This is a genomic window from Alteromonas sp. ABH4_456 (assembly GCF_056160645.1).
On record NZ_JBSWXO010000003.1, the window covers coordinates 23,986 to 47,878 of the forward strand.

Annotated in this window: 21 protein-coding genes; 9 read left to right on the forward strand and 12 right to left on the reverse strand. The window is 48.4% G+C overall.

The features are described 5' to 3' along the window. Positions 1-43: 43 nt before the first annotated feature. Together ACXAG2_RS05435 and ACXAG2_RS05440 are read right to left on the reverse strand one after the other, a co-directional pair. Positions 44-754: a FadR/GntR family transcriptional regulator gene (locus ACXAG2_RS05435; RefSeq protein ID WP_474845319.1), complete on the reverse strand. Its 711-nt coding sequence runs from the start codon at positions 752-754 to the stop codon at positions 44-46. A 122-nt stretch (positions 755-876) separates the two neighbouring features. After that, positions 877-3,609 (reverse strand): TonB-dependent receptor, encoded by a 2,733-nt coding sequence (locus tag ACXAG2_RS05440; protein ID WP_474865047.1) that lies wholly within the window; start codon positions 3,607-3,609, stop codon positions 877-879. Between the two features lie 329 nt (positions 3,610-3,938). Here ACXAG2_RS05440 and ACXAG2_RS05445 point away from each other — a divergent pair, with 329 nt between their 5' ends. The 4 genes from ACXAG2_RS05445 (at position 3,939) to ACXAG2_RS05460 (ending at position 9,770) form a co-directional block, all read left to right on the forward strand. Next, on the forward strand, positions 3,939-5,174 hold the full coding sequence (locus tag ACXAG2_RS05445) for a sugar MFS transporter (RefSeq protein WP_474865049.1): 1,236 nt from the start codon (positions 3,939-3,941) through the stop codon (positions 5,172-5,174). A 14-nt stretch (positions 5,175-5,188) separates the two neighbouring features. Beyond that, positions 5,189-6,367, forward strand: coding sequence for an AGE family epimerase/isomerase (locus ACXAG2_RS05450; RefSeq protein ID WP_474865600.1), 1,179 nt, complete (start codon positions 5,189-5,191; stop codon positions 6,365-6,367). Positions 6,368-6,387: 20 nt separating this feature from the next. Then, entirely contained in the window at positions 6,388-6,696 is a 309-nt protein-coding gene (locus ACXAG2_RS05455) for a mannonate dehydratase (protein ID WP_474865051.1), read from the forward strand. Positions 6,697-6,806: 110 nt separating this feature from the next. Further along, positions 6,807-9,770, forward strand: a complete 2,964-nt coding sequence (locus ACXAG2_RS05460; protein ID WP_474865053.1) for a glycosyl hydrolase 115 family protein — start codon at positions 6,807-6,809, stop codon at positions 9,768-9,770. A 68-nt stretch (positions 9,771-9,838) separates the two neighbouring features. On the opposite strand, the gene ACXAG2_RS05465 is transcribed toward ACXAG2_RS05460, so the two are convergent. Next, positions 9,839-10,567, reverse strand: coding sequence for an EAL domain-containing protein (locus ACXAG2_RS05465; protein WP_474865055.1), 729 nt, complete (start codon positions 10,565-10,567; stop codon positions 9,839-9,841). A gap of 309 nt (positions 10,568-10,876) precedes the next feature. Between ACXAG2_RS05465 and panP the strand changes: the two genes are divergently transcribed. Continuing rightward, entirely contained in the window at positions 10,877-12,505 is a 1,629-nt protein-coding gene (gene panP / locus ACXAG2_RS05470; protein ID WP_474845310.1) for a pyridoxal-dependent aspartate 1-decarboxylase PanP, read from the forward strand. 98 nt (positions 12,506-12,603) lie between these two features. Here the strand turns inward: panP and panC are convergent, their stop codons facing one another. From panC to sfsA, 7 genes are all read right to left on the reverse strand, one after another. Beyond that, positions 12,604-13,452, reverse strand: a complete 849-nt coding sequence (panC, locus tag ACXAG2_RS05475; RefSeq protein WP_474865057.1) for a pantoate--beta-alanine ligase — start codon at positions 13,450-13,452, stop codon at positions 12,604-12,606. A gap of 3 nt (positions 13,453-13,455) precedes the next feature. After that, entirely contained in the window at positions 13,456-14,250 is a 795-nt protein-coding gene (panB, locus tag ACXAG2_RS05480; RefSeq protein WP_474865059.1) for a 3-methyl-2-oxobutanoate hydroxymethyltransferase, read from the reverse strand. A gap of 61 nt (positions 14,251-14,311) precedes the next feature. Further along, complete coding sequence (folK, locus tag ACXAG2_RS05485) at positions 14,312-14,815, reverse strand: 2-amino-4-hydroxy-6-hydroxymethyldihydropteridine diphosphokinase (protein WP_474865061.1); 504 nt, start codon at positions 14,813-14,815, stop codon at positions 14,312-14,314. Continuing rightward, positions 14,808-16,130: a polynucleotide adenylyltransferase PcnB gene (pcnB, locus tag ACXAG2_RS05490; RefSeq protein WP_303573946.1), complete on the reverse strand. Its 1,323-nt coding sequence runs from the start codon at positions 16,128-16,130 to the stop codon at positions 14,808-14,810. The genes folK and pcnB overlap by 8 nt, the downstream gene beginning before the upstream one ends. A gap of 85 nt (positions 16,131-16,215) precedes the next feature. Beyond that, positions 16,216-17,142, reverse strand: coding sequence for a tRNA glutamyl-Q(34) synthetase GluQRS (gene gluQRS, locus ACXAG2_RS05495; RefSeq protein ID WP_474865063.1), 927 nt, complete (start codon positions 17,140-17,142; stop codon positions 16,216-16,218). A gap of 66 nt (positions 17,143-17,208) precedes the next feature. Continuing rightward, positions 17,209-17,658, reverse strand: coding sequence for an RNA polymerase-binding protein DksA (dksA, locus tag ACXAG2_RS05500; protein ID WP_119503274.1), 450 nt, complete (start codon positions 17,656-17,658; stop codon positions 17,209-17,211). Between the two features lie 220 nt (positions 17,659-17,878). Beyond that, on the reverse strand, positions 17,879-18,580 hold the full coding sequence (gene sfsA, locus ACXAG2_RS05505) for a DNA/RNA nuclease SfsA (RefSeq protein ID WP_474865065.1): 702 nt from the start codon (positions 18,578-18,580) through the stop codon (positions 17,879-17,881). A 69-nt stretch (positions 18,581-18,649) separates the two neighbouring features. On the opposite strand from sfsA, the gene pepB reads away from it, so the two are divergent. Further along, a complete protein-coding gene (pepB, locus tag ACXAG2_RS05510) occupies positions 18,650-19,933 on the forward strand; it encodes an aminopeptidase PepB (RefSeq protein ID WP_474865067.1) in 1,284 nt (427 codons plus the stop codon). A gap of 85 nt (positions 19,934-20,018) precedes the next feature. On the opposite strand, the gene ACXAG2_RS05515 is transcribed toward pepB, so the two are convergent. Next, positions 20,019-20,201, reverse strand: a complete 183-nt coding sequence (locus tag ACXAG2_RS05515; RefSeq protein ID WP_119499919.1) for a helix-turn-helix domain-containing protein — start codon at positions 20,199-20,201, stop codon at positions 20,019-20,021. Positions 20,202-20,375: 174 nt separating this feature from the next. On the opposite strand from ACXAG2_RS05515, the gene ACXAG2_RS05520 reads away from it, so the two are divergent. Both ACXAG2_RS05520 and ACXAG2_RS05525 read left to right on the forward strand, forming a co-directional pair. Beyond that, positions 20,376-20,984: a YhgN family NAAT transporter gene (locus ACXAG2_RS05520; protein ID WP_119499920.1), complete on the forward strand. Its 609-nt coding sequence runs from the start codon at positions 20,376-20,378 to the stop codon at positions 20,982-20,984. Next, positions 20,984-21,562: a YjaG family protein gene (locus ACXAG2_RS05525; RefSeq protein ID WP_474865069.1), complete on the forward strand. Its 579-nt coding sequence runs from the start codon at positions 20,984-20,986 to the stop codon at positions 21,560-21,562. Before ACXAG2_RS05520 ends, ACXAG2_RS05525 begins: the two co-directional genes overlap by 1 nt. A gap of 173 nt (positions 21,563-21,735) precedes the next feature. Here the strand turns inward: ACXAG2_RS05525 and rsmD are convergent, their stop codons facing one another. Further along, positions 21,736-22,326, reverse strand: a complete 591-nt coding sequence (gene rsmD / locus ACXAG2_RS05530) for a 16S rRNA (guanine(966)-N(2))-methyltransferase RsmD (RefSeq protein WP_474852197.1) — start codon at positions 22,324-22,326, stop codon at positions 21,736-21,738. A gap of 85 nt (positions 22,327-22,411) precedes the next feature. On the opposite strand from rsmD, the gene ftsY reads away from it, so the two are divergent. Further along, positions 22,412-23,881 (forward strand): signal recognition particle-docking protein FtsY, encoded by a 1,470-nt coding sequence (gene ftsY / locus ACXAG2_RS05535; protein WP_474865072.1) that lies wholly within the window; start codon positions 22,412-22,414, stop codon positions 23,879-23,881. Positions 23,882-23,893: the final 12 nt, after the last annotated feature.

The window sequence follows — 23,893 nt, forward strand, 5'->3', positions numbered from 1 at the left end:
GAGGGTTGCGATCAATCACACCGATGCATTAAGGGTCAGGTAACTAGTCGTCGTTTAAGGTGCACTCTGAGAACTCATTGATGACTCGCTGGATATGGGATCTCATTGCTTGTTTTGCCCGACTTTCGTCTCTGCTTTGTAATGCTTCTATAATCAGGTGATGATCTTCAATTATTGGTGACGCACCACGACGGCGAATTAACGCATCGAAAGTGGTATTCATTTCAGACCGGTTACGTAGCGACCACAACCCACAGATGATTTCGTAAATACTGGAGTTTCTTGTTGATTGTGCGATCAGCTCGTGAAAACTTCGGTCATAACTATGTGTTTTTGCTAAATCCTGACTCTCAAGATTTTGCATTTTCTTTTGAAACACTTTTAACTGATGAATTTCCTGATGAGTAATCCGCTGAGAAGCTAAAGCTGCGGCTTCTGATTCAAAATACAAACGGGCTTCCAGAATTTCAAACGGGCCGGGTAAGTTGTCTTCGATGTTGAGTTCGCTACGGCCAGATTCAGCGATGACGTACACGCCGGAGCCCGAGCGAATTTCCACAATACCACTCACTTCCAGCGCGATCATTGCCTCGCGGATAGTGGGGCGGCTAACATTAAAGGTTTCCGCAAGTTTGCGTTCTGCCGGTAGTTTTTCACCGACACGTAAACTACCCTGACTTATCATCTCCAGGACTTGTTCGGCGATTTGCAAATAAAGGCGCTTGCTTGATAAATCATTAATTTGAAAGTGCATGAATATTGTTTTTTCTGAACCTGCTTTACTTCCACTCTAGCGTCTTACTGTTCGGGTGGTCAATTTACATGACCAAATTAAAGTATGTGGTTACCAAAAAGGTAACCACATAAGCACAATTGTCAGAAGCTGTACGTTACACCCATGAAGTAGGTAGAGCCAAAGGTCGCAACAGATTGTAACCGGGCTTTCTCGAAACGTGTTCCACGCTCGTAATCGCCGTTAACGTTAATACCTTCCAACGACACTTTTACGCCATTCTCAAACTCGTATGACATGGATACATCGACTTGTTTCCGGGCATCGAGTAAGCTTCCGGGATTAGGCACTATGGCACTGCTGTCACCGAAGTTTTCACCTGTTTTTGAGCCATCATTCAATGAATATTCACTGCGATAGTTCATGGCAATACGAATGGCGAAACCACCATTTTCGTAATAACCAATGAGGTTGGCAGTACGTTCTGATGAACCCAGAAGCGGTTGTTCTTCTTGTGGATTGTCTGCATCCAACAGGGTGTAGTTAGCGATCATGCCCAAACCATTAAATGGTGCTGGCAAGAAATCAAACGACTGGTTATAAGCAAGCTCAATACCATTGATCTCTAAAACACCATCGGTCGCACGATTTCGTGTGATGTTATAGATATAGCCATCGGTGCCACGACATTCACCGGTTGCTGAGTCAAATGAAACATCGGCTAATTGGAAATCACCCGGGCATACTGCCTCAGTAATAACCTGATTTTTAACTTCTTTTTTGAAGTATGCTAACGTAATTGCACTTGATTCATTGAAGTACCATTCTGCGCTTAAATCGTACTGGTTAGCGGTCAGTGCCGGAAGGTCGAAAGAGCCTTCAGAGACATTCACAATAATATCGGTACCGTTGTCCTGAGTCGCAATCTCGCGGCCAAAGCTCGCGGTTTCACCAATAATCGGGCGCACCAATACTTTGCCTGCCGCAGCACGAATCACGATGTCGTCGGTTAGATCATAGGCAAGGTTTAAGCTTGGTAGCCAGTTGTCATAATCAAAGCTACTCGATGACGGTTCGGCAGAATCGCCGCCGATATCCGTAAATGCGCCTGTTGTTACTTGAATTCCGCCGTCATAAGTAACGGTGTCAACGGTACGATCTGTTTTAGCGTAACGTACGCCAATATTACCGCGCAGGTAATCATTGCCAAAGTCCAGCTGTGTATAAAAATTAGTGATGTTACGATCGATTTGAAAGAATCCGGCTTCCTGGAAGTTTGGTTCAATTGTCAGACCCGATTCATCAAAGGCTTGCAGGTAAGCATCAACATCCGGTAATACATAATTCAAGTTTAACCCGGCGAACTCACCGCCGCTAAAGTCATTTACGGTATAACTCGCTTCTGCAACAGTAGGGAAAGGCGCAGTATAAATATCGTCGTCACGGAAATTCCGGTCATAACGTGTACTTTCTGTATCCAGGGTTTGTCTGCGGTGCTTGAAACCAAACTTCACGGCTTTGAAGAAATCGCTGTCGAGATAATAGTTGAAGTCAACCTGTGCTGCGAGCTCGTCAGTATCGTAAGTTTGCACTTTACCTGAGATGTCATTACGAAACAGATTATCTAGCGCCCATGAGCTGGGATCTGACACCGGATTGAGGCCGTTTGAAGTGAATACGGGATTATTTGGATCCATGTCGACTTCAAGATCTGAACGAATACCTAATACAACTGCGCGTTCTACGATGTCAATGCTTCCCGCAGTGTAATGGAGTGCACTATTCATGGTGAAATCATCGGTAATCATCCATTCTGATGTACCTGTTAGAGCGTAGCTGGTACGGTCTTCAGTTTGACGGGTATGGTTGGCTTCTACGCGAATGTTCTCAGCAAGGATATGGTCTACAGTATTATCTGTTTGACCCAGGTAAGTAAGGGTGGGTTCAGGATCACCACCACCAAAAAGTGGAACTAACTGCTGGAAGTAAATCTTACGTTCATCCTGTGCAAGAATCCCTGTTAATCCAAATTCCAGAGTATCGCTGGCTACATATTGTATTGCTGTATTTAACAGATAACGTTGCGTGTTGCCGTCTTCGCGGCGCATACGGGGACGATTGGTTCGTTCCAGTGGGATGCCATTAGCTGCGTAATCGCTTTCGCCATCGCTGTTCAGGTCAACATCGGAAAAACGTTGGCTGTACATTAAGTCATAACGGGTATCGAGCTCCTGATAACCAAAGTTAACTAAAACACCCAGGTTGTCATTAAATTGGTCGATATACGTAAAGCTTCCGCCGGGTGTGGCACTGCTGCGGTCTTCTGAGTAGTTTGCCTCGACTTTTGCAAGCATCTTGCGTTCGGAATAGTTGAGAGGCTTAGCTGTGCCTATATTCACAGCACCAGACAAGCCGCCTTCATCCATTGATGCGCTGGGAGTTTTGAATACCTGAATTTCTGATGCCAGTTCTGACTGCACAATATCAAAGCGGAAGCCACCGTCAAATTGTGCGCTGGCAAACGCCTGACCATTCAGGGTTGTTGCCGCATATTCGGGGCCTAGTCCCCGAATGCTGATCAACGCACCGCGTCCGTTCGAACGTTGAATTTGAATACCGGCAATACGTTGGATCGATTCGGCGATATTTTCATCAGGAAAGCTTGAAATGTCGTCAGCGGAAATGGCGTCAGAGACACCTACTTCGTAACGCTTCATCGACAATGCTTTAGTAACACTAGAACGAATCCCTTTAACTTCTATCACTTCAGGATCCTGTGAACTTGTCTCTTGCGCTAGCACCGTAATTGGTAATGCCAGTGCCAAAGCTGTGGCTAACGGTGTGAGTGTGTATTGCGCCCCGAATCGTTTTTTCATGCTGTCTCTCCCAGTCTTATGAATAATTGGTAAGGCCGGATAAGTATAATCACAAGTTAATACGTTCAACAACCAAATTTTTACAATAAATAAACGCAGATTACATTTATGGTACGAAAATTACGTTCCGGTTATAGATGGTATTTCTTTCTGTAAATCACTTGGTTAGTGGTTCTGATAAATGCAATATTTCTATAAAACAATGGTTTGTGTGTATTTCCCGGTTTGTACGACCCCTTTATTGCAATGTTGATGGTCTTCATTTACTCTCTGTAAGGTGGCCTTACCAGAGTTGTGAGGTTGTCGAAATGTGAACATAAAGGTGACCAATGAATACAGTCAGTAATACACAAGCCTCAATAGCGAAGTCGCATTCGCCATTATTAGCGATGAGTGCATTGTTTTTTTTCTGGGGCTTTCTGACAAGCTTGAATGATGTCTTGATTCCTCACCTTAAAAGTGCGTTTTCACTTAATTACACTCAAGCCATGTTGGTGCAATTTGCCTTTTTCGGTGCTTACTTTCTTGTGTCACTGCCTGCTGGTAAGTTAATTAGGCGCCTGGGTTTTAAAGCCGGCATTATCGCGGGCTTATTAACTACAGCGGTGGGCTGTCTACTATTTTACCCCGCTGCAGAAGTGAAGTTGTATGTGTTTTTCTTAGGGGGGCTATTTGTTCTCGCCAGTGGAATAACGATATTACAAGTGACGGCAAATCCCTATGTGGCTGCGCTTGGAGATGAAAAAAGCGCATCAAGCCGGTTGAATTTTTGCCAGGGATTGAATTCTGTGGGGCACACCGTCGCCCCGTTCTTTGGCGGTGCGCTAATCATTGGTGCGAGCCAGCTCGAAGGGCCTGCTAATCCTGAGTCGGTCCAAATTCCTTACTTGTTGATTGCGTTGGCGCTGGTTGTGGTGGCGATTGTATTTAAGCGTTTTCCTCTACCTAAAATTGCCGCAGAGTCCGGGCAATCTGCAAGCCTGCAAGGAGAGGCTGTGAAAAAGCTCACCGCTCATCGCCATCTTGTGTTAGGCGCCGTGGCAATATTTTTGTATGTCGGTGCCGAAGTATCGATCGGTAGCTTTTTGATTAACTTTTTAAGTAGCGACGATATCGCTGGTCTCACTCACAAAGATGCAGCCACCTATCTGGGGCTTTATTGGGGCGCCGCTATGGTCGGGCGTTTCGCTGGTGCTTACATCATGCAGTACATCAAAGCGTCTTCAGCACTCACATTTAACGCTTTGGCGGCTATAGTTCTGCTCGTTGTTGTGATGTCAGCCAGTGGCAGTATCGCAATGTGGGCTGTGGTATTGATTGGACTGTGCAACTCCATCATGTTCCCCACCATTTTCTCATTGGGAATCCGTGGGTTAGGGGCAGCAACGGCTGAAGGTGCGGGTCTGTTGTGTCTGGCTATTGTTGGAGGTGCAATTTTGCCTGTTTTGCAGGGCATTGTAGCCGACACCCTGAGTATTCAGATGAGCTTTATCGTGCCGTTAGCCAGTTATGGATTTGTGACCTGGTATGCACAAAAAGGCAGCAAGCTGCCAAATGAACAATAGAGGGTTAGATTATGTTGGACTGTAAAAGCGAACAGGCATTAACGTCACACATTGAAGATATACTGGCGTTTTATGCCCCGAATGTAATGGACGAAGTTAACGGTGGTTTTCATCAGAACTATTACGACAATGGTGACATTTTCGAACCGGGGAAAAAGCATCTGGTGAGCTCCACCCGGATGATTTTCAACTATTGCAAAGCCTATCAGCACTTTCAACGTGAAGAAGACCTCCAACGCATTGAGCACGGTTTAGTGTATTTGCTTACCCGGCACTGGGATGAAGAACGTCAAGCGTATAATTGGTTGTTAGATGCTAATACACCGGTGGACCAAACCAACCATGCTTACGGATTAGCTTTCGTGATCCTAGCGCTCGCAACCTGTGTGAAAACAGGACTTAACAAGGCTGAGATACCTTTATATCAGGCGTGGGAAATACTCAACGAGCGTTTTTGGCAAGAGTCCGATGGTTGCTATGCCGATGAAGCCTCACCAGATTGGTCAACGTTAGGTACGTATCGCGGTCAGAATGCCAATATGCATTGCTGTGAAGCGTTATTAATTGCCTATGATGCAACAAGGGATAAGGCGTTTTTAAAACGTGCTTATACACTGGCAAAAACTTTCGCGGTAGAAAAAGCAGCACTGACGCAAGGACTGATTTGGGAACACTACCATGCTGATATGTCGATTGATTGGGAGTACAACAAAGACGACCCGAAAAATCTTTATCGTCCGTGGGGCTTCCAACCGGGCCACCAAACTGAATGGACTAAATTACTGTTAATTTTGCATCGTCATCAGCCCGAAAGCTGGATGGTGGAAAGAGCGCAAGCGCTATTTGATAGCGCACTGAACCTTTGCTGGGACGAGGAAAACGGCGGTATTTTTTATGGTCATGCCCCTGACGGTGAAATTTGCGACAGTGACAAATATTTCTGGGTACAAGCCGAGTCGTTAGCAGCGGCTGCGTTGTTAGCTAAAGCAACAGGTAATGATGCGTATTGGCAATGGTATGAGAAAATTTGGGCGTATTGCTGGAGCGCCATGATTGACCACACATACGGCAGTTGGTTCCGTGTACTTACGGCGGACAACAAGCCTTACAACAATGAGAAAAGTCTGGCTGGCGCTAAGTGTGATTACCATACCCAGGGGGCGCTTTGGGAAATTATCGAACAGGCATTATAACTTTCGAAGAGTAACTATTTATGATTGAAACGTGGAGATGGTTTGGTCCTGATGACACCATTACCCTGGAAAAAATCAAACAGGCGGGCGCAGTTGGTGTGACTGGGGTTTGCTACAACTTTATGCCGGTAGTTGGTTGGACACGTACTAACCTCAACTATCAATTGTCCGATAAAACATACGCACTTCGTTTTGAATACTCTGACTTTGCGGCATACGACGTTTACATCATGCAACGACGGGGCAGAAGCAGATTACCCGGCAAGTTTGCTGGCCAAAGCCAAAGCCCGTCTGGATGTCATGTCAGAAGAACAGAAAGTCTTGCTTGAAAGGTTTGGCTGAATTACCTGGTGTGATAAGTGCGGTTTCGTACATTCAGACTCGTTAGTAGTATTTTCTGCAAGGAGAAAGGACAGTGGTATTGTGGTGGAAATCCAAAATGTGGATGTTCGTAATTTTATGTAGTGTTGGCCTGAGTATGCAAAGTTGGGCCGGGCCTTTTTCATTAGTTGGGGAAGAAGGTGTAGCCACGCTGTTTGTTGATGAATCAGATGCGACAGTAGTACACAAATCAGCGGCTATGCTAGCCAGCGATGTGGCGGCAATCAGCGGTCACAAATTGTCACTCGCGTCACATTTTAGTCCGGTTCCTCACACTGCAATTATTGCCGGAACATTAGGTCAAAGCGCTTTGATCGACAGCTTAATTGAACAGGGAGACATTGACCCGTCCTCAATTCAAGGTCAGTGGGAACGCTATCAGATCTGGCTGAAGCCTGTTGCTATTTTGGGTGACAAACCGGCTTTAGTCGTTGTGGGCAGTGACCGGCGTGGTACTGCCTATGGTTTACTTTCATTGTCACGTCAGATGGGCGTGTCTCCATGGGAATGGTGGGCCGATGTCACGCCCGCTACACAGTATCCTTTGTCTGTTGACGTACCAACATCAGTCTCTTCATCACCGGATGTTAAGTATCGTGGTATTTTCCTTAATGATGAGGATTGGGGCTTACAGATTTGGGCAGCGAAAAACTATGAGCCGGAAACCGGTGACATAGGGCCAAAAACTTATGCCCGCGTATTTGAACTGTTATTGCGTTTGCGGGCCAATACTATCTGGCCCGCTATGCATAAAACCACAACACCTTTTTATGCAATTCCTGAGAATAAACAAGTCGCTGACGATTACGGTATTGTTGTCGGTTCCTCCCATGCGGAACCTATGTTGTCGAATATCAACGGGGAATGGGACAAGGATGTAATGGGGCAATATCGTTACGATACAAATGCTGGCGCCGTAAAGCAGTTTTTTAGTAATCGAATTAGAGAAACAAAAGACTTTGAGAGTATCTACACCGTGGCGATGCGAGGTGAACATGACTCGCCAATGATCATGCGCGACAGCTCCATGGCTGATCAGGTAGCTTTGCTCGATAAGGTGATTACAGATCAAAGAAAGTTATTGTCTTCGATTACTGGCGAAGATGTCGATTCCATTCCGCAAGCTTTTGTGCCTTATAAAGAAGTATTAACTTACTACCAAAACGGCCTCGAAGTACCCGATGACATCACGTTAATGTGGACCGACGATAACTACGGTTACCTGCGACAACTCAGCAATCCCGAAGAGCAAAAACGCAGTGGTGGGGCGGGTATTTACTATCACACGTCTTATTGGGGGCGGCCTCATGATTATCTGTGGTTAAACTCGACTAACCCTGTTTTAATGTGGCAGGAAATTACAAAAGCGTGGGATCTCCACGCCAGAGAGCAATGGATATTGAATGTAGGGGATATTAAGCCTCACGAATACAATACCGAGTTATTTATGGACATTGCCTGGCAGCGAGATCAGTTTAATTCTGCGGATGATGTTTACTTGCAAATGGCGGAGTATTTTGCCCGCGACCTGTCGGCCGGGGCATCAGATAAACTGGTCGCTATATTCAAACAGTATTTTCATCTTGTGTATCAACGACGCCCTGAATTTATGGCCTGGAGTCATGTCGAACCAGTGTCATTGCCTCAGCCCGGCGAACTAACACAAACTCATTACGGCGATGAAGTGAGCGCACTTATCACCCGGTGGCAGGCGTTGATCAAAGAAGTTGAAACCTTACAGCCGCAAATCGATAAGACCCGTCAGGATGCGTTTTACCAGTTGGCCTATTACCCTATTGTCGCGGCCGGGAATATGAGCCTCAAATGGCTTTACCATTATAAAAATGTCTTTGCTGCAGCCCAGGGCCGTGGTGATGCTGACTGGTATGCAGAACAGATGCTCTCGAGTTATCAAACCATCCGGGACATTACCCGTTATTACAATACTGAATTAGCTGGTGGTAAGTGGCAGCACATCATGTCTGCGTCTCCGCGCAACTTACCTGTGTTTGATACACCTTCTTCGGCACAGCCTCATCGAGAGCAGAAGCAGGCTGTAGGGTTTGTGTTAGAGGGCTTCGACATGCCAGCCAATTCGCATATCACTAATAGCCATGCCCGTACCTTACCTGTATTTAATAGTTTTACCCGTAACCCGCGTTTTATTGATATTTATTTGAATGGCTCTGAAGCGAGAAAGTGGAGTATTTCTCCTCAACAACCGTGGATTAAATTATCTAAAACACAGGGAAGATTGAGCCAGGCTCATCCTCATGAACGGGTGTGGGTGGATATCGACTGGGGCAAAGTCCCTGAAGGTGAAGCCTTAAAAGAGCCACCACTCGGTCATGATCATCAGTTAATACCTCCTTCATTTAAAGTGCCCGGCAAACTGATTTTTACGACAGAAGTTTTTCAATCGGATATTAGTTTGAATGTGTTTAACCCTGATTTACCAGAATTGAAGAGTTTTGATGGTTACGTGGAAGATCTGGGATATGTGGTGTTGGATGCGGCCAACTTCCAGCGTCAAAAAAACGGGGAAAACCGTCGTTGGCAGAAAGTCGACAATTTGGGTTACAGCGGGAGTGCCATGAAAGCAGTCCCCGTGACCGCCGACCCGGAATCGGCAGATCTTTTGTCTCTTGAAGGTCCTGCATTGGAATATGATTTTTATACGTTTAATCAAGGTATGGCTGAGATTAGTGTGAATGTGGTGCCGACTCACCCTATGTATGAAGGACGAGGCGTTCGTGTTGCCGTTGTTGTAGATGATAACAATCCTGAAATATTGGATTTTCGTACAGAAGGGCGCAGTGAGACGTGGAAGCAAAATGTTCTGAAAAACCAGGCGACCGGATCTATCCAGCAGCTTATCGACAAGCCCGGTAAACACACGTTGACCATTTACATGGTTGATTCAGGTGTCCTGGTAGACTCGATATTAATTGACCTGGGCGGCAAGAAGGCAAGTTATGCATTGCCCGCAGCCACGGTTAATAAAGCGTTTGAGAATCACTGATAATCTACTGGTTAAATCCTGAACGCTGCCCCTGATTTACCTGTGTAGACATATGCAAGTATGTTTTATCAGTGGGCAGCGGCGTTGCGCGGCACCGGAGCTGGTTCACAGAATACAAAACCCTGTGCATACTGAATCGGCAGTTGCATCACTTTTTCCAGGGTATCGGCATCTTCGACATGTTCAGCCACAATACTCATATGCCGTGTTTTAGCCAGGTCGCAAATGCTGAGTATGAAATCCTCGATTTCTTCGCTGTGGTCGAGCCGGCGCAATAAGCCGCCGTCCAGTTTGACGCCCCGTATTGGCAGCGACATCAGTTTACGCACATTGCCGCTGCTTTTGCCCAGATTATCAATAAACACGCCCATTCCGCTGTGCATAGATTTATCGATAAAGCGTTTGAGGGTTTCATAATGGTGGCTGGCTACGTCAGCACTGACTTCCACACATACCCGTGAGGGCTTCGGATAGTTGGCAAGTTGGGTGATAAGCGAGTTCAGCAGCTCTTCGTTATTGAGATCAGAGGCATCCAGGTTGATGTTCCAGGGCGTATTGGATTCTTCGAAATACACCGCACTTTTGCAAAACATCATTTCAGCCAGTTGGTGAATATGATTGTTACGCTCAATGAGGTACAGAAAATCGCTGGGCAGGAAAACCCGTTGTTCAGGCGTAACAAGTCGCGCAAGGCATTCATAACGCCATACAATTTCTGACCTGATATCGACGATTGGCTGAAAGTAAGGCACAATAGATTCGAGGGTGTAGCTGTCTGTTATTTCACGAATTGGCATGTCACTCGCCTCTGGCTATTCCTGTCTTTTCACTATAGCAGACGTTGTCAGATTACCCATTCTCTATTTTCACATATTCGTGTTAACCGTAATGATGGGCGGTATTTAAAGTCATTTGGCGTGATTATCACTACCGTTTAATCCGTCTTACACTTGGCGCAGGCGTGTTTCCGGGGTAAAGTTCGGCACTTTGTAAGATGCGTGCTAAGTTTTCATTGTCACTGACGATGTTTGTCAGGGTGCAGCCGGTGTTGTACTTTGCCTGTGGCGAAGCGCGGTTTGCTCCAATTTAATTAAGAGGTGTGTGGAGTGGGTGAAGCACAAGTCAGTCTGAAACATCTGTTTCGGGTCTTTACTAAACCTGAACACAAAGACTCAAAGCTCGCACAAATCGAACAGCATTTGTCCGATAACATTCTGGATTTTCTGTCTCAGCACGTAGTGACGAAAAAGACGTCGCTGGAAGAGGTTGAGCAGGACTTTTCTGATCCCTTTGTGCCGGAATCCCCTGAGTTTGTTTCTTCTCACGCTGAGTCGTTGCTGAACAAGCTGGTCGCCCATTCTGTCAATACCTATTCCCCGACCTTTATTGGTCATATGACCTCTGCGTTACCCTATTTTCATTTGCCACTGGCCAAATTGCTGGTGGGCCTGAATCAGAATCTGGTAAAAATCGAAACATCTAAAGCCTTTACACCGCTTGAACGGCAGGTACTGGGCATGATGCACAACCTGGTTTATGGCCAGGAAGACAGCTGGTACCAGCAGTATTTGCACAGCGCCAGACATGCACTGGGAGCGTTCTGCTCTGGTGGTACGGTGGCAAACATTACAGCGCTTTGGGTTGCGCGGAATAAAATTCTCGGGCCGGATAAGAAATTTGCCGGTGTGGCTAAGTCAGGTCTGGCTGCTGCTTACCGCCATTATGGTATTAACCAGATGGGCGTAATGTGTTCCCGCCGTGGTCACTACTCATTGTCTAAAGCCGTGGATGTGCTGGGGATCGGGCGTGACAACCTAATTACCCTGCCATGCCCGCAACAAACCCTGTCACCTGAACAGGCGCTTGCTGAAGGCCGTCGCTATCAGGAAGAAGGCAATAAGTTGCTGGCTCTGGTGGGTGTTGGCGGTACTACGGAAACCGGTCACGTTGATCCGCTGGATGAACTGGCAGATGTGGCCCGTGAGCTGGGTTGCTGGTTCCATGTGGATGCTGCCTGGGGCGGCGCTACGTTGTTTTCCGGCACGCACCGGAGCAAGCTTAAAGGCATAGAGCGTGCAGATTCCGTTACCATTGATGCGCATAAGCAAATGTACGTGCCCATGGGAGCTGGTATGGCACTGTTTAAGAATCCTGAAGATGCCAATGCTGTGCGCCATCATGCCCAGTACATTCTGCGTCAGGGGTCGAAAGACTTAGGTGCAACAACGCTGGAAGGCTCCAGAAATGGTATGGCGATGATGGTGTATGCGTCATTACATATTTTTGGCCGCCGGGGTTATGAACTGCTGATCGACCAGAGTATCAGTAAGGCAAAAGCCTTCGCCCGTATGATTTCAGAGCATCCTGATTTCGAACTGGTGACAGCACCCACATTATCCTTGCTGACTTACCGCGTTTGTCCGCCGGTTATACAGGAAAAACTGAAAACCGCTTCTGATGACGAGAAAGCACGCCTGAATCACAAAATTGATGCGCTGGTGGTGAATGTGCAAAAGCTGCAACGTGAAGCCGGTAAATCCTTCGTGTCACGTACCCGCCTTGAAAACCCGGACCTGAATCCGAAGCCGGTAACTGTATTTCGTGTAGTGCTGGCCAATCCGCTGACGACAGAGCAGGATTTAAAGAATATTCTGCAGGAACAGTCTGAAATCGCCCGCGCCCGCCATGCCTGGGCAGAGCTGGAGAAAGCCATTCCTTCTGCGGTTGCCGGTTAATATCTTCCGGTAAGCTCCGCAATATCGCAGTAACCTGCGGGATCAAAAAAGCCGCGCAAGGGTATTTAACCTTTGCGCTGCTTTTGTTTGTGCTTAGGCTACTTGCTAAAGTGAATATTGTCGATGAGACGGGTGTTGCCCAGATACGCAGCTACAAGGATAACGAACTCCGTCGACGCCGCAGTCGCATCGGTTAAGTCAGCAGCATTTTTAACTGCAAGGTAATCCGTGCGGAACCCTGACTTGTTAATGTGAGCACTTACTGTCGATATGAGCGATTTGAAGTCTGTCTCGCCAGCCAGAATTGCGGCTTTCATATCGCACAGTTGCTGATAAATAACCGGTGCAATTTCACGTTCCTGCGCCGTGAGATATCCGTTGCGTGAACTCATTGCCAGGCCGGAGGTCTCTCTTTCCGTCGGCACCCCTTTGATTGACAGACCCATAGATAAGTCTTTTGCCATCAGGCGGATAACCTGCAACTGCTGAAAATCCTTTTCACCGAAAAAGGCGGTATCCGGAGAAACCATATTAAACAGTTTACAAACAATGGTAGCGACACCACGGAAATGTCCCGGACGACTTTCGCCACACAGGATAGAGGAAATGCCCGGGACTTCGACAAAGGTTTGCTGCTCAAGGCCTCTGGGATACATTTCTGCCACTGATGGCAGAAAAACAGCATCTACGCCAAGGCTTTCAAGCTTTTCTTTATCTGCATCCAGTGTGCGGGGATAGTTATCCAAATCTTCATTTTTCCCGAATTGCATCGGATTGACGAAAATCGATACCACCACAATATCGCACTCAGCTTTCGCTGCACAAACAAGCTGCATATGGCCATTATGCAAATTACCCATCGTCGGCACAAAGCCAACAGTTTTACCTGCCTGCACCCATGCGCTGCGTTGCGCACGTAAGTCTTCAACCGTTGTCAGAGATTTCATGGATTACTCGAAGCTGTGAGAGGCGCCCGGGAAAGCACCGCTTTGAACATCGCTGATATACTTTTGCACCGCTTTTCGCATATCACCGGTTTCTGCCAGAAAGTTCTTAGAGAACTTCGGCATGTAATTAGCTGAGATGCCAAACATATCGTGCATCACCAGAATCTGTCCGTCAGTACCGGCTCCTGCACCAATACCGATAACCGGAATGGACAGTGCTTCAGACACTTTTTTACCTAAAGAGGTCGGCACACACTCCAGCACCAGTAGCTGCGCACCGGCTTTTTCCAGCGCAAGGGCATCTTCAAGGAGTTTTGCCGCTTTATCTTCTTCTCGGCCCTGTACTTTAAAGCCGCCAAAAACGTGAACAGACTGCGGGGTAAGACCAAGGTGTCCGCACACAGGAACGCTGCGCTCTACAAGGCCTCTGACAGTCTCTGCCAGCCACGCACCACCTTCAATTTTCACCATGCTGGCACCGGCAGCCATCAGTCTGGCAGCGTTCTGATAAGCATGTTCAGGTGTGTCATAAGACATAAAAGGCATATCCGAAAGCACAAAAGCCCGTTTCGTACCTTTTCTCACCGCGCGGGTGTGATAAGCAATATCGTCTGTGGTGACGGGCAGGGTGTCTTCTTCACCTTGCAGCACCATGCCCAGTGAGTCACCGATAAGCAGGACATCAATATTCTGTTCATCGAACATCTTAGCAAAGCTTGCGTCATAGGCGGTGAGGGCGGTTATCTTCCCGCCGGCTGCTTTTTTGGTTTGAAGACCGGAAATGGTGATTTTTTTCATGGGAACAACCTCATTTGACACACCCCAGAGGGTGTTGAACAGATTGCGAACTATACGGATTTTAAGACTGATTGGAAGGCGTTATACGCCGAAGTCCCTCAAGATTGCAGCGGGACACCCACAGGGCGATGGGGTTACCGTCCGGCATGATCATCGATGGCGCAATTTCAAACAGCGGCACCATCACAAACTCCCTGGCGGCCATACCATAGTGAGGCAGGGTTAACTCAGCGGTGTTCATCCCGGTGTTGCCGTAAAGCAGCATGTCTAAATCAAGGGTTCGGGGACCCCAGCGCTCACCTTTGCGCTCACGGCCATGACTGTTTTCAATATTCTGTAATGCCCGCAACAGTTCAACTGGTTCCAGTGCCGTTTCCAGCAGGCACACTGCGTTAATATAGTCCGGTTGATCCTGCGGGCCCATAGGTGAGGAACAATACAGAGATGAACGGGCCAGAACTCGGGTGTCGGCCAGTTCGCCCATAGCCTTTGTGGCAGCCTCAAGGGTTGCACCTGAATCGCCCAGATTGCTGCCCAGACCTATGTAAACGTGTTCTTTATGCATTACCGGCATCCCGTTTTTCAGGTGAGCGGCGGCGTCGCTTTCGCGGGCCTGATGACTTGTTGCCTTCCGACTGGCGCAAAGCATTCAGTAACTTTTTCTGCTTACCCTGGTCAGCGTGCTGGAATTCAGTCCACCAGTCAGCCAGTTCCATTGTATTGCCACCTTCAATTTCGCCGCGGGCATGCAGGAAGTCATAACCGGCACGGAATTTAGGATGCGACAGCAACTGAAACGCACGGCGGCCAAAGCGTCGTGGTAACCGTTGTTGCAGGATCCAGATATCACGGATAACCGTGGAAAAACGTTTCGGGATCATAATACGTTGCACCTGACGGTGAATCACTTCACCGGAGGCAATATTGAAGGCGTCGTGCTGATTCAGGCCGCTTTCTGCCTGCAGTTTCTGCGCATGTTCTTCCAGCGGATACCATAGCAATGCCGCGTACAGGAAAGCCGGTGTTACCCGCTGGTTGCTGTTGATGCGCTCATCGGTATTTTCCAGTACTTTAAGAATAAACTGACACTCACGGCTGTCAGGGTTTTTCGCAATGCTTTCTAACTGCGGGAATAACGGCGTTAACAACCCGTATTGCTGCAATAAGCGGAAGGTTTGCACACCGGCGCCGCCAAGAAACAGCTTCAGGGTTTCTTCAAATAATCTTGCCGGCGGAATGTTTGCCAGTAAGTGTGCCAGCTCGGGGATGGGCTTCGCTGTGCGGGGCGTAATCGTCATGTCCAGCTTGGCAGCAAAACGGATAGCTCGTAGCATGCGCACCGGGTCTTCACGGTAACGGGTTTCCGGGTCACCAATTAGGTCTACTTCGCGGTTTTTAACGGCATCGCGGCCACGGGCGAAGTCGGTAACTGTAAAGTCAGCCACGCTGTAGTACATGGCATTGAAGGTGAAATCCCGGCGTTCGGCGTCTTCTTCGATTGTTCCGAACACGTTATCCCTGACCAGCTGGCCCTGCGCGTCTTGCTGACCCAGTTTATTGTCTGATTCGCCTTCACTGTGGTGACCCCGGAAAGTGGCAACCTCAATGATTTCCCGCCCGAATACAATGTGGGCAAGGCGGAAACGGCGGCCGATTAGCCGGCAGTTTTTGAACAGGCTTTTAATTTGTTCCGGTGTGGCATTGGTAACGACATCGAAGTCTTTTGGCAGTTTACCCAGCATAAGGTCGCGGACACAGCCACCCACCAGGTACGCTTCAAAACCGGATTTATTCAGGCGGTACAGCACTTTCAGCGCGTTATCACTGATGTCTTCCCGTGAAATACCATGCTCGGCACGGGGAAGGGTATAGGCCTGTATCGTTGCTTCTGAGGCCGGGTCTTTACTTAATACCCGTTTTACCGTTTTAAACACGCGCGTAATGATGATGCTGTCTCCGAAAAAATTAAATGCCACAAAAAATAAAGGGTCTATGATAAGTGGATTCTGACGCAGCGACAATAATTTCGCGCTGTCTTGGTATTCTATCACAACCCCAGTGTTCAACAGCCCATTGTAGCACTTCTGCCGGCGGTGCATTTATACCATCTTCGGGAAGAGCTAAGCCTAAGAAGTTCAGTGCTGCGGCGAGGTTTTCCGACGGGGTTGAGTTATTGAGGGCTGCAGCATGATTCTGCTTACTCAATTTGCGCCCTTCAGACACAGAGGCCACCGGAACATGGGCATACGCCGGCGCACGTGCCTGCAGCAATTTGTAAAGGCTTAAGTGCGTTGCTGTTGTGGTAAGCAAATCGCTGCCTCGTACAACATGGGAAACACCCTGGTGTATATCGTCGACCACCACCACCAGATTGTAAGAAAATAATCCGTCGCGACGTTTAAGCACGGTGTCTTCAAGGGCGTGGGCGTCGGTAACGTGTACCTGTCCCATAATACGATCATCAAACCGGGTGACCGGAGAGGTCATCTTTAACCGGATTGCCGTGCCGTCACCAGTGAGATGTTTATCTCTGCAGGTACCGGGGTATACGCCGCCGGCTTCTTTAATCATCTTTCTCGTGCAACTGCACCGGTATGCCAGGCCTTGCCGGATAAACTGTTCTGTGAGCGCCTGATAACGGGCATGTTCTGCAGACTGATACATGACTTCACCGTCCCAGTGAAGATGGTGAGCTTCAAGTGTGTCCAGAATGAGTTTGTCGGCACCCCCAACGCAGCGGGGTTCGTCTATGTCTTCCATTCGCAGTAACCACTGCCCGTGATGATGTCTGGCATCAAGAAAGCTGGCAAGGGCGGCTATCAGCGAACCGAAATGAAGAGGACCTGAGGGAGAAGGGGCAAATCTGCCGGTATAAGAATGATGACCCGTCATAATATTACGAGTAAAAATGACTTAAGGCGCGGGTTTTGGACCGGCGCCCTGAGTATCAGAAAAGTGTTAGCCCTGAAGCTGCTTTTCTTTGATTTCTGCCATTGTTTTACAGTCGATACATAAATCAGCTGTGGGGCGTGCTTCCAGACGGCGGATACCAATTTCGATACCGCACTGATCACAGAAACCGAAATCATCGTCCTCAATGCGACGCATGGTTTTCTCGATTTTCTTAATCAGTTTACGTTCACGGTCACGTGTCCGCAGTTCAAGGCTGAATTCTTCTTCCTGCGCTGCACGGTCGACAGGATCAGGGAAGTTGGCAGCTTCGTCTTTCATGTGCGTCACAGTACGGTCTACTTCTTCACGCAACTGATCACGCCATGCTTTAAGCAACAAACGGAAATGCTCCATTTGCGCATCGTTCATGTATTCTTCGTCAGGCTTTGGCTGATAAGGCTCAAGGCCGGCTAAGGCTAAAAGGCCCAGGGATTTCGTTTCTTTTCCTGTTGGCATGTGCCACATCTCCTACACTACGACACCCATATGTCCTGAACAACCGGGAATCTATAGCAGAATCGCTATGTTCAGGCAACCTTTGGTGTCAAAGTTACCCTTCCGTTATTTAATGCATCCATTGCTCTTCGAATGCAAAACGCCGGTGGCGTCTGTGCACCACAACGGTAAAAAGCAAGCCGCAAATATGGCGTTCCTTTGAGAAATTGCAACCCCTTTTTCACAAAATTACTGGTAGTGATTGATTTACCTTAATATTTTGTTCGTTGATTTCGCAACCTAAAGCGATGATTTGCATTCCTTTATCGTGCGCAACCTTTACGGCTGCGGCATAGTTTGGATCAATGTGCTCTGCAACCCGTACTTCACGTATACCAGTATGCTGCACGCAAAACACCAAAGTCGCCGGCACGCCGGCTGCGGCCAGATTACCCAGTGTCTCACTGTGTTTGGCGCCGCGGGTTGTTTTGGCATCAGGAAAGTAGCCTTTTTCCTCTTCCAGCAAAGTGACAGACTTCACTTCTATATAGGCATCGCCCTCAGCGGTCGTAATACGAAAATCGAAGCGGCTGTCGGCACCGGGCGGTGTCACCTCTGCTTTCCAGTCCTGTACGTGAGAAAATTCAGCAATGGTCTTGTTATCCAGTGCTTCCGCTACCAGTTTATTAGCATTGTGTGTATTGATGCCGATGAAGTGTCCGTCAAAGGTTTTTGCCAATTCCCAGGTGTAGGCCAGCTTGCGTTTGGGGTTATTTGAGGGGCTGAGCCAGACCTCGTATCCCGGTTCGGCGCATCCAGTCATTGCGCCGGTATTCGGACAATGCGCAACCACTTCTTCGCCTGAATCCAGGGTTACATCGGCAAGAAACCGTTTGTAACGACGAATAAGCTTTCCGTGAAGTAAAGGCGTAGTAAACTGCATACAAATAACCAGTCAATTTAATTGTCTGAAGATAAAGAACACATTGTAACAAGCTAATAAGGAATTGTTATGTCGATTTTTTCTGTGTCACTTTCCACCGGAAAGGCACCGGCTCACTGGGGCGAAAATGCCAGATTAAGCATGACAGCAGACGGTGCTGTTATCCATATTACTGAGAAAGGCGACAGCACAAGATTGATTCGTCAGGCGGGCCGTCGTATCGACGGACTCGGCATCGCTGAAGTTCAGCTGACCGGTGACTGGTCTAAAGAGCAACAATGGGTTTTTGCCCTGAGTTATACCCGTGCGAGAAAGCCCGGATCAATCCGCTGGGCAGACTCCGGCGATGTTGCTGAGTTAGATAAAGCGTATGCCGCCTTGTTGTTTACCCGCAGTCTGGTGAACGACACCCCTGAAGATTTATCACCTGAAACCCTTGCCGGTCGTGCAGCACAGTGGATTCAGTCGCTGGGCGGAGACAAGGTCTCTTACAGTATGACAGTGGGTGAAGCACTGCAGGAAGCCGGCTGGACCGGCATTTATAACGTGGGTCGTGGCAGCGAGCGTCCGCCGGTGTTACTGGAGCTGGACTATAACCCCACCGGCAACAACGATGCACCGGTCGATGCTGTGCTGGTAGGTAAAGGCATCACCTTTGACAGTGGTGGTTACAGCATTAAATCTAGTGAAGGGATGCTGGATATGAAATGTGATATGGGCGGCGCGGCAACAGTAACCGGTGCCCTCGGACTGGCTATCAGCCAGGGACTCAAAAAGCGTGTGAAACTGCTTTTATGTTGCGCTGAAAACCTGATTAGCGGTCACGCATACAAGTTGGGCGATGTACTGACCTATAAAAACGGGCTTACAGTAGAAATCGTCAATACCGATGCAGAGGGTCGTCTGGTACTTGCTGATGGCTTGATCCGTGCAACTGAAACTGGTGCTCCCCTTATAATTAACGCGGCAACGCTGACCGGTGCAGCAACGGTTGCATTAGGTAATGACTACCATGCTGTTTTCAGTATGGATGATGATGCCAGACAAGCGATGCTTGAAGCAGGTAAAGCCGAGGGCGAGGGCTTCTGGCCATTGCCGCTGGAAAAATGGCATCAGGATAAGTGCCCGTCTGCTTTTGCTGATACTGCCAACAGTCGTCCGATGAAAGGTGGCGGTGGTGGCGGCGCCTCTAATGCAGCCGGTTTCTTATCCCGTTTTGTTAATGAAGAAGGTAAGGGCTGGGTACACCTGGATCTGGCTGCAGCTTACAACGGCAGCGCTACACCGGAGATGCCGGCAGGTGCAACAGGTATTGGTATCCGCAGTATTGCGCGAATGCTGCAGCAGTACTGAACACTGATTAACAGATAAAGAAAAGCCCCCGGTCTTTACGAATAAGGCCGGGGGCTTTTTCATTCTGAATTAAAAATGAAGCAGGTCAGATGCCGCCTAACCGTTCAGCCAGCACTTTATAACGCTCCACATCGCCCTTATCGAACAGCGGTTTACCTTCGCTATCCTTCTCTTTTGCAACTAAAAGGCTTTCTCTTTCAAGGCGCTCTACGCGGATAGGCTGTACGTCAAGAAATGTCGCCACTTCTTCAATAGACATCAAACTCATAGTTCTCATTCCTGTCTGATTAGATAGTAAAATCAACGCGTAAATGCGACAATCCTGCGCTTATCTATCATTCTTATTTACGCTGTTGGCTAAATTTCCGTTTTTTAACCGGAAATCTAAACATAGCAGCGGGTCCGGGTAAGTCCAATTACACTTTAGGGGAGAATCTCTTTCATGGATACGTGGTCTGCGGCCATCATGTTATTTCTGATCATGGATCCACTGGGGAATCTGCCGGTGTTTATGTCGGTGCTGAAGACCATCGAGCCTAAACGACGCCGTGTCATACTGGTAAGGGAGCTGGTATTTGCACTTATCATTTTGCTGATATTTCTGTTCAGCGGTCAGGCTGTGCTGGATTTCCTGAATGTCCGTCAGGAAACCGTGAGTATTGCCGGTGGTATCATTCTGTTCCTGATTGCTCTGAAAATGATTTTCCCTCCACAGTCGGGGAACGCGCTGGGGCTGGCCGTGGGTGAAGAGCCCTTTCTGGTCCCGTTGGCAATACCTATGATTGCAGGGCCGTCGACCCTGGCTGCACTGATTCTGATTGCTAATCAGGCGCCGGACAGAATGACGGACTGGACGATTGCATTGGGAGCAGCCTGGGTGATCAGCGCGATCATTTTGCTATTCTCTGAAGTGTTTCACCGCTTATTGGGTGAGCGCGGCTTAACCGCCATGGAACGTCTGATGGGGATGATTCTGGTGATGATTTCAATACAAATGTTTTTAGATGGTGTCAGCCATTACTTTCAACATGCTTCCGGAGCGATACAATAATGAAAAAACTGTCTACATTTGCACGGGTGAGACAACTGGAAGGATGGCGTGCCGTTGCCTTCAGCGCTGCGCTGCTGGAGCGGATGTTACCGAATTATGCGTTATTTAAAGAAGTCACGGGCTTTGATGATGAAGGCGTTTGCAAAAACTGTTTATCTTTATTATGGGAATCGGTACGCAGCCCAAAAAGCAAAATCAACTTTTCTGTTCAGCTTGAGAAAGTAGAGTGCGTCACCCCTGATACCGCAGATTACGACACCTTCGGTGTTTATCCCGCTATCGATGCAACAATCGCTCTGGCTGCGGCGATTGGCCTTGTGCTGAAGCAGGATCTGCAAGGGGCTGTGGTGGTCAGTAAGCTGTCGCAGGGCAGTGTGGAAGCTTACCTGCTGGCATCCGGCGTTGACGAAGAAGACATTAAAGGCCATCCGCTGATGGAATTTGAAGTAGAGCTGCAAAACGCCATGCTCGACCTGCTGGAAAAAGACGGCAGTCCGCTGTCCACCTGCGACGAACTCAAGGCCCTCGCTCTCGAAGAAGGCATCTCCAACATCGGCCTCGAAATCAATCCTGAGTGAGCCCTTTCGGGGGGATCGGCGTGTAGCGCGGCAGGTGAGTGCTGAGTGAGAGCACTGACGCCGGGAAGGCATTGTTGCCGGAAACACGCAAACCCCATCCCCGGGGCCCGGCTGCCGCATCCCTGCGGCAGACGGTTTTCTGCATCAACGCCTGCCTCTGGCTAACCGCTCAGTCAGTCTTCCAGTGATAGCAAGCAGTACATCACCTGCGCGAGTTTCTTTTCTTTAACTACCTGCAGGCGTTCACTGATGAGCGGGGAGGGGGCGTTGATTTCCTGTTCGACGTAAATAACACCGTCGGGTTTCAAAAGGTTGCGGCTTAGGATGACTTGCAGAACCGGTTCAACGAGACTGTGATTGAAGGGCGGATCGATGAAAATGATATCGAACTGCTTGTCTGTGGAAGACAATATCTGAACAGCATCGCCATTGATCACTTCACCATTTGCAGACATTGCTGAAAGGTTGGTTTTCAGTTGTGCGGCCACACTTCTGTCTTTCTCAATGAATGTGCAATGTCCGGCATAGCGGGAAAGTGCTTCAAAGCCGAGTCCGCCTGAGCCTGCAAAAGCGTCGAGACAGTGAGCGTCGGGTAAATCATGCATCAGCCAGTTGAACAGGGTTTCTTTGTTCCTGTCAGTGGTGGGACGTAACCCGTCCACGTCTGCCACGGGCAGTTTCCGGCCGCGATACTGACCTGAAATGATCCTGACGTTGCCTGATTTCGTCTTTTGTGTCTGAGGCTTTCTGGATACTCGCTTCATAGGGGCTGACAATGTATGATAACGGCTATTGAAAGCCGGCCAGTGTAGCCGAATTTTGCCGATTTACTAAGGATTTGACCAAACAATGTCGAAACTTTTTGGCTGGTTCAGAAAGAACAAGCAACCTGAAAAAGAACAAAGTGAAGTAAAGCCGCAGGAAAGCAACGCGGTTGAGACGCCAGAAACAGAAGTGCCTGAGCCTGCGCAAAGTAATGTTGAAGCGGATGCCCCTGCCGGAGAAACTGAACCTGAAGATGCTGTACTTAAAGAGCCTGTAGTTGAAGCGAAAGTGGATACGCCGGTTGAACCGCAGGATATCGTTAAGATTCACCCAGAAAAACCTGCTGCAGTGCAGTATGAACCCGAAGTACCTGCATTTGATGAGCCTGCACCAGAGCCGTTAATACGGAAAACTGGACCTGAGGATGCAACCGGACCGGGATGGGTTGAGTCTGAGAAGGTAACCCAACAGGTAAAACAAGACGAAGTTCAGCCGGAAGTTGTTGCTGACGAAGACATTACGCCGGAAGAAATGACGCCGGTTGTCGCCGCCGAGCCTGAACCTGAGCCGGAACCGGTTGTTGAAGCAAAGCCCGAAGCCAAAGAAGAGAAAAAGTCTCTTTTCAGCCGTCTGAAAGCCAGCTTATCGCGCACTAAAACAAACCTTGGCAGTGGCTTTATCAGTTTGTTCCGCGGCAAAGCCATCGACGATGATTTGTATGAAGAGCTTGAAACTCAGTTGCTGGTGGCTGATGTGGGCATGGACACCACACAGAAAATCATCAACAAACTTACAGACAGTGCAAAACGTTCGCAACTCAAGGACGCTGAGGCGCTGGTGGATATCCTTAAAGGCCAGATGCGTGAGATGCTTAAATCTGTTGAGCGCCCGCTGGCTGAAGATATGAAGCAGCATAATGCGGGTAGCGGACCATACGTCATTCTGATGGTGGGCGTTAATGGTGTAGGTAAAACCACCACCATCGGTAAGCTGGCAAAACAGTTCCAGCAACAGGGTAAGAAAGTCATGCTGGCTGCGGGTGATACCTTCCGTGCTGCCGCCGTTGAACAGCTTCAGGTTTGGGGAGAGCGTAACAAAATTCCTGTTATCGCCCAGCCCACAGGCTCAGACAGTGCATCTGTATTGTATGACGCTCTGGAAGCCGCAAAATCCCGTGGTACAGATATTCTTATCGCGGATACCGCCGGCCGCCTGCAGAATAAAAATAACCTGATGGAAGAACTGAAAAAAGTGGTTCGGGTAATGAAGAAACTCAATCCGGACGCACCTCATGAAGTCATGCTCACACTAGATGCAGGAACGGGCCAGAATGCAGTAAGTCAGGCGAAGCTGTTTAACGAAGCCGTTGGTCTGACAGGTTTAACGCTCACTAAGCTTGATGGTACTGCTAAAGGCGGCGTGATTTTCTCTATCGCTGACCAGTTCGGTATTCCAATCCGTTACATTGGTGTGGGTGAGGGAATTGACGACTTGCGAACATTTAATGGCGATGAATTCATCGACGCACTTTTCAGTGAGAGCGAAAACGATTAACGTAGAGAATTC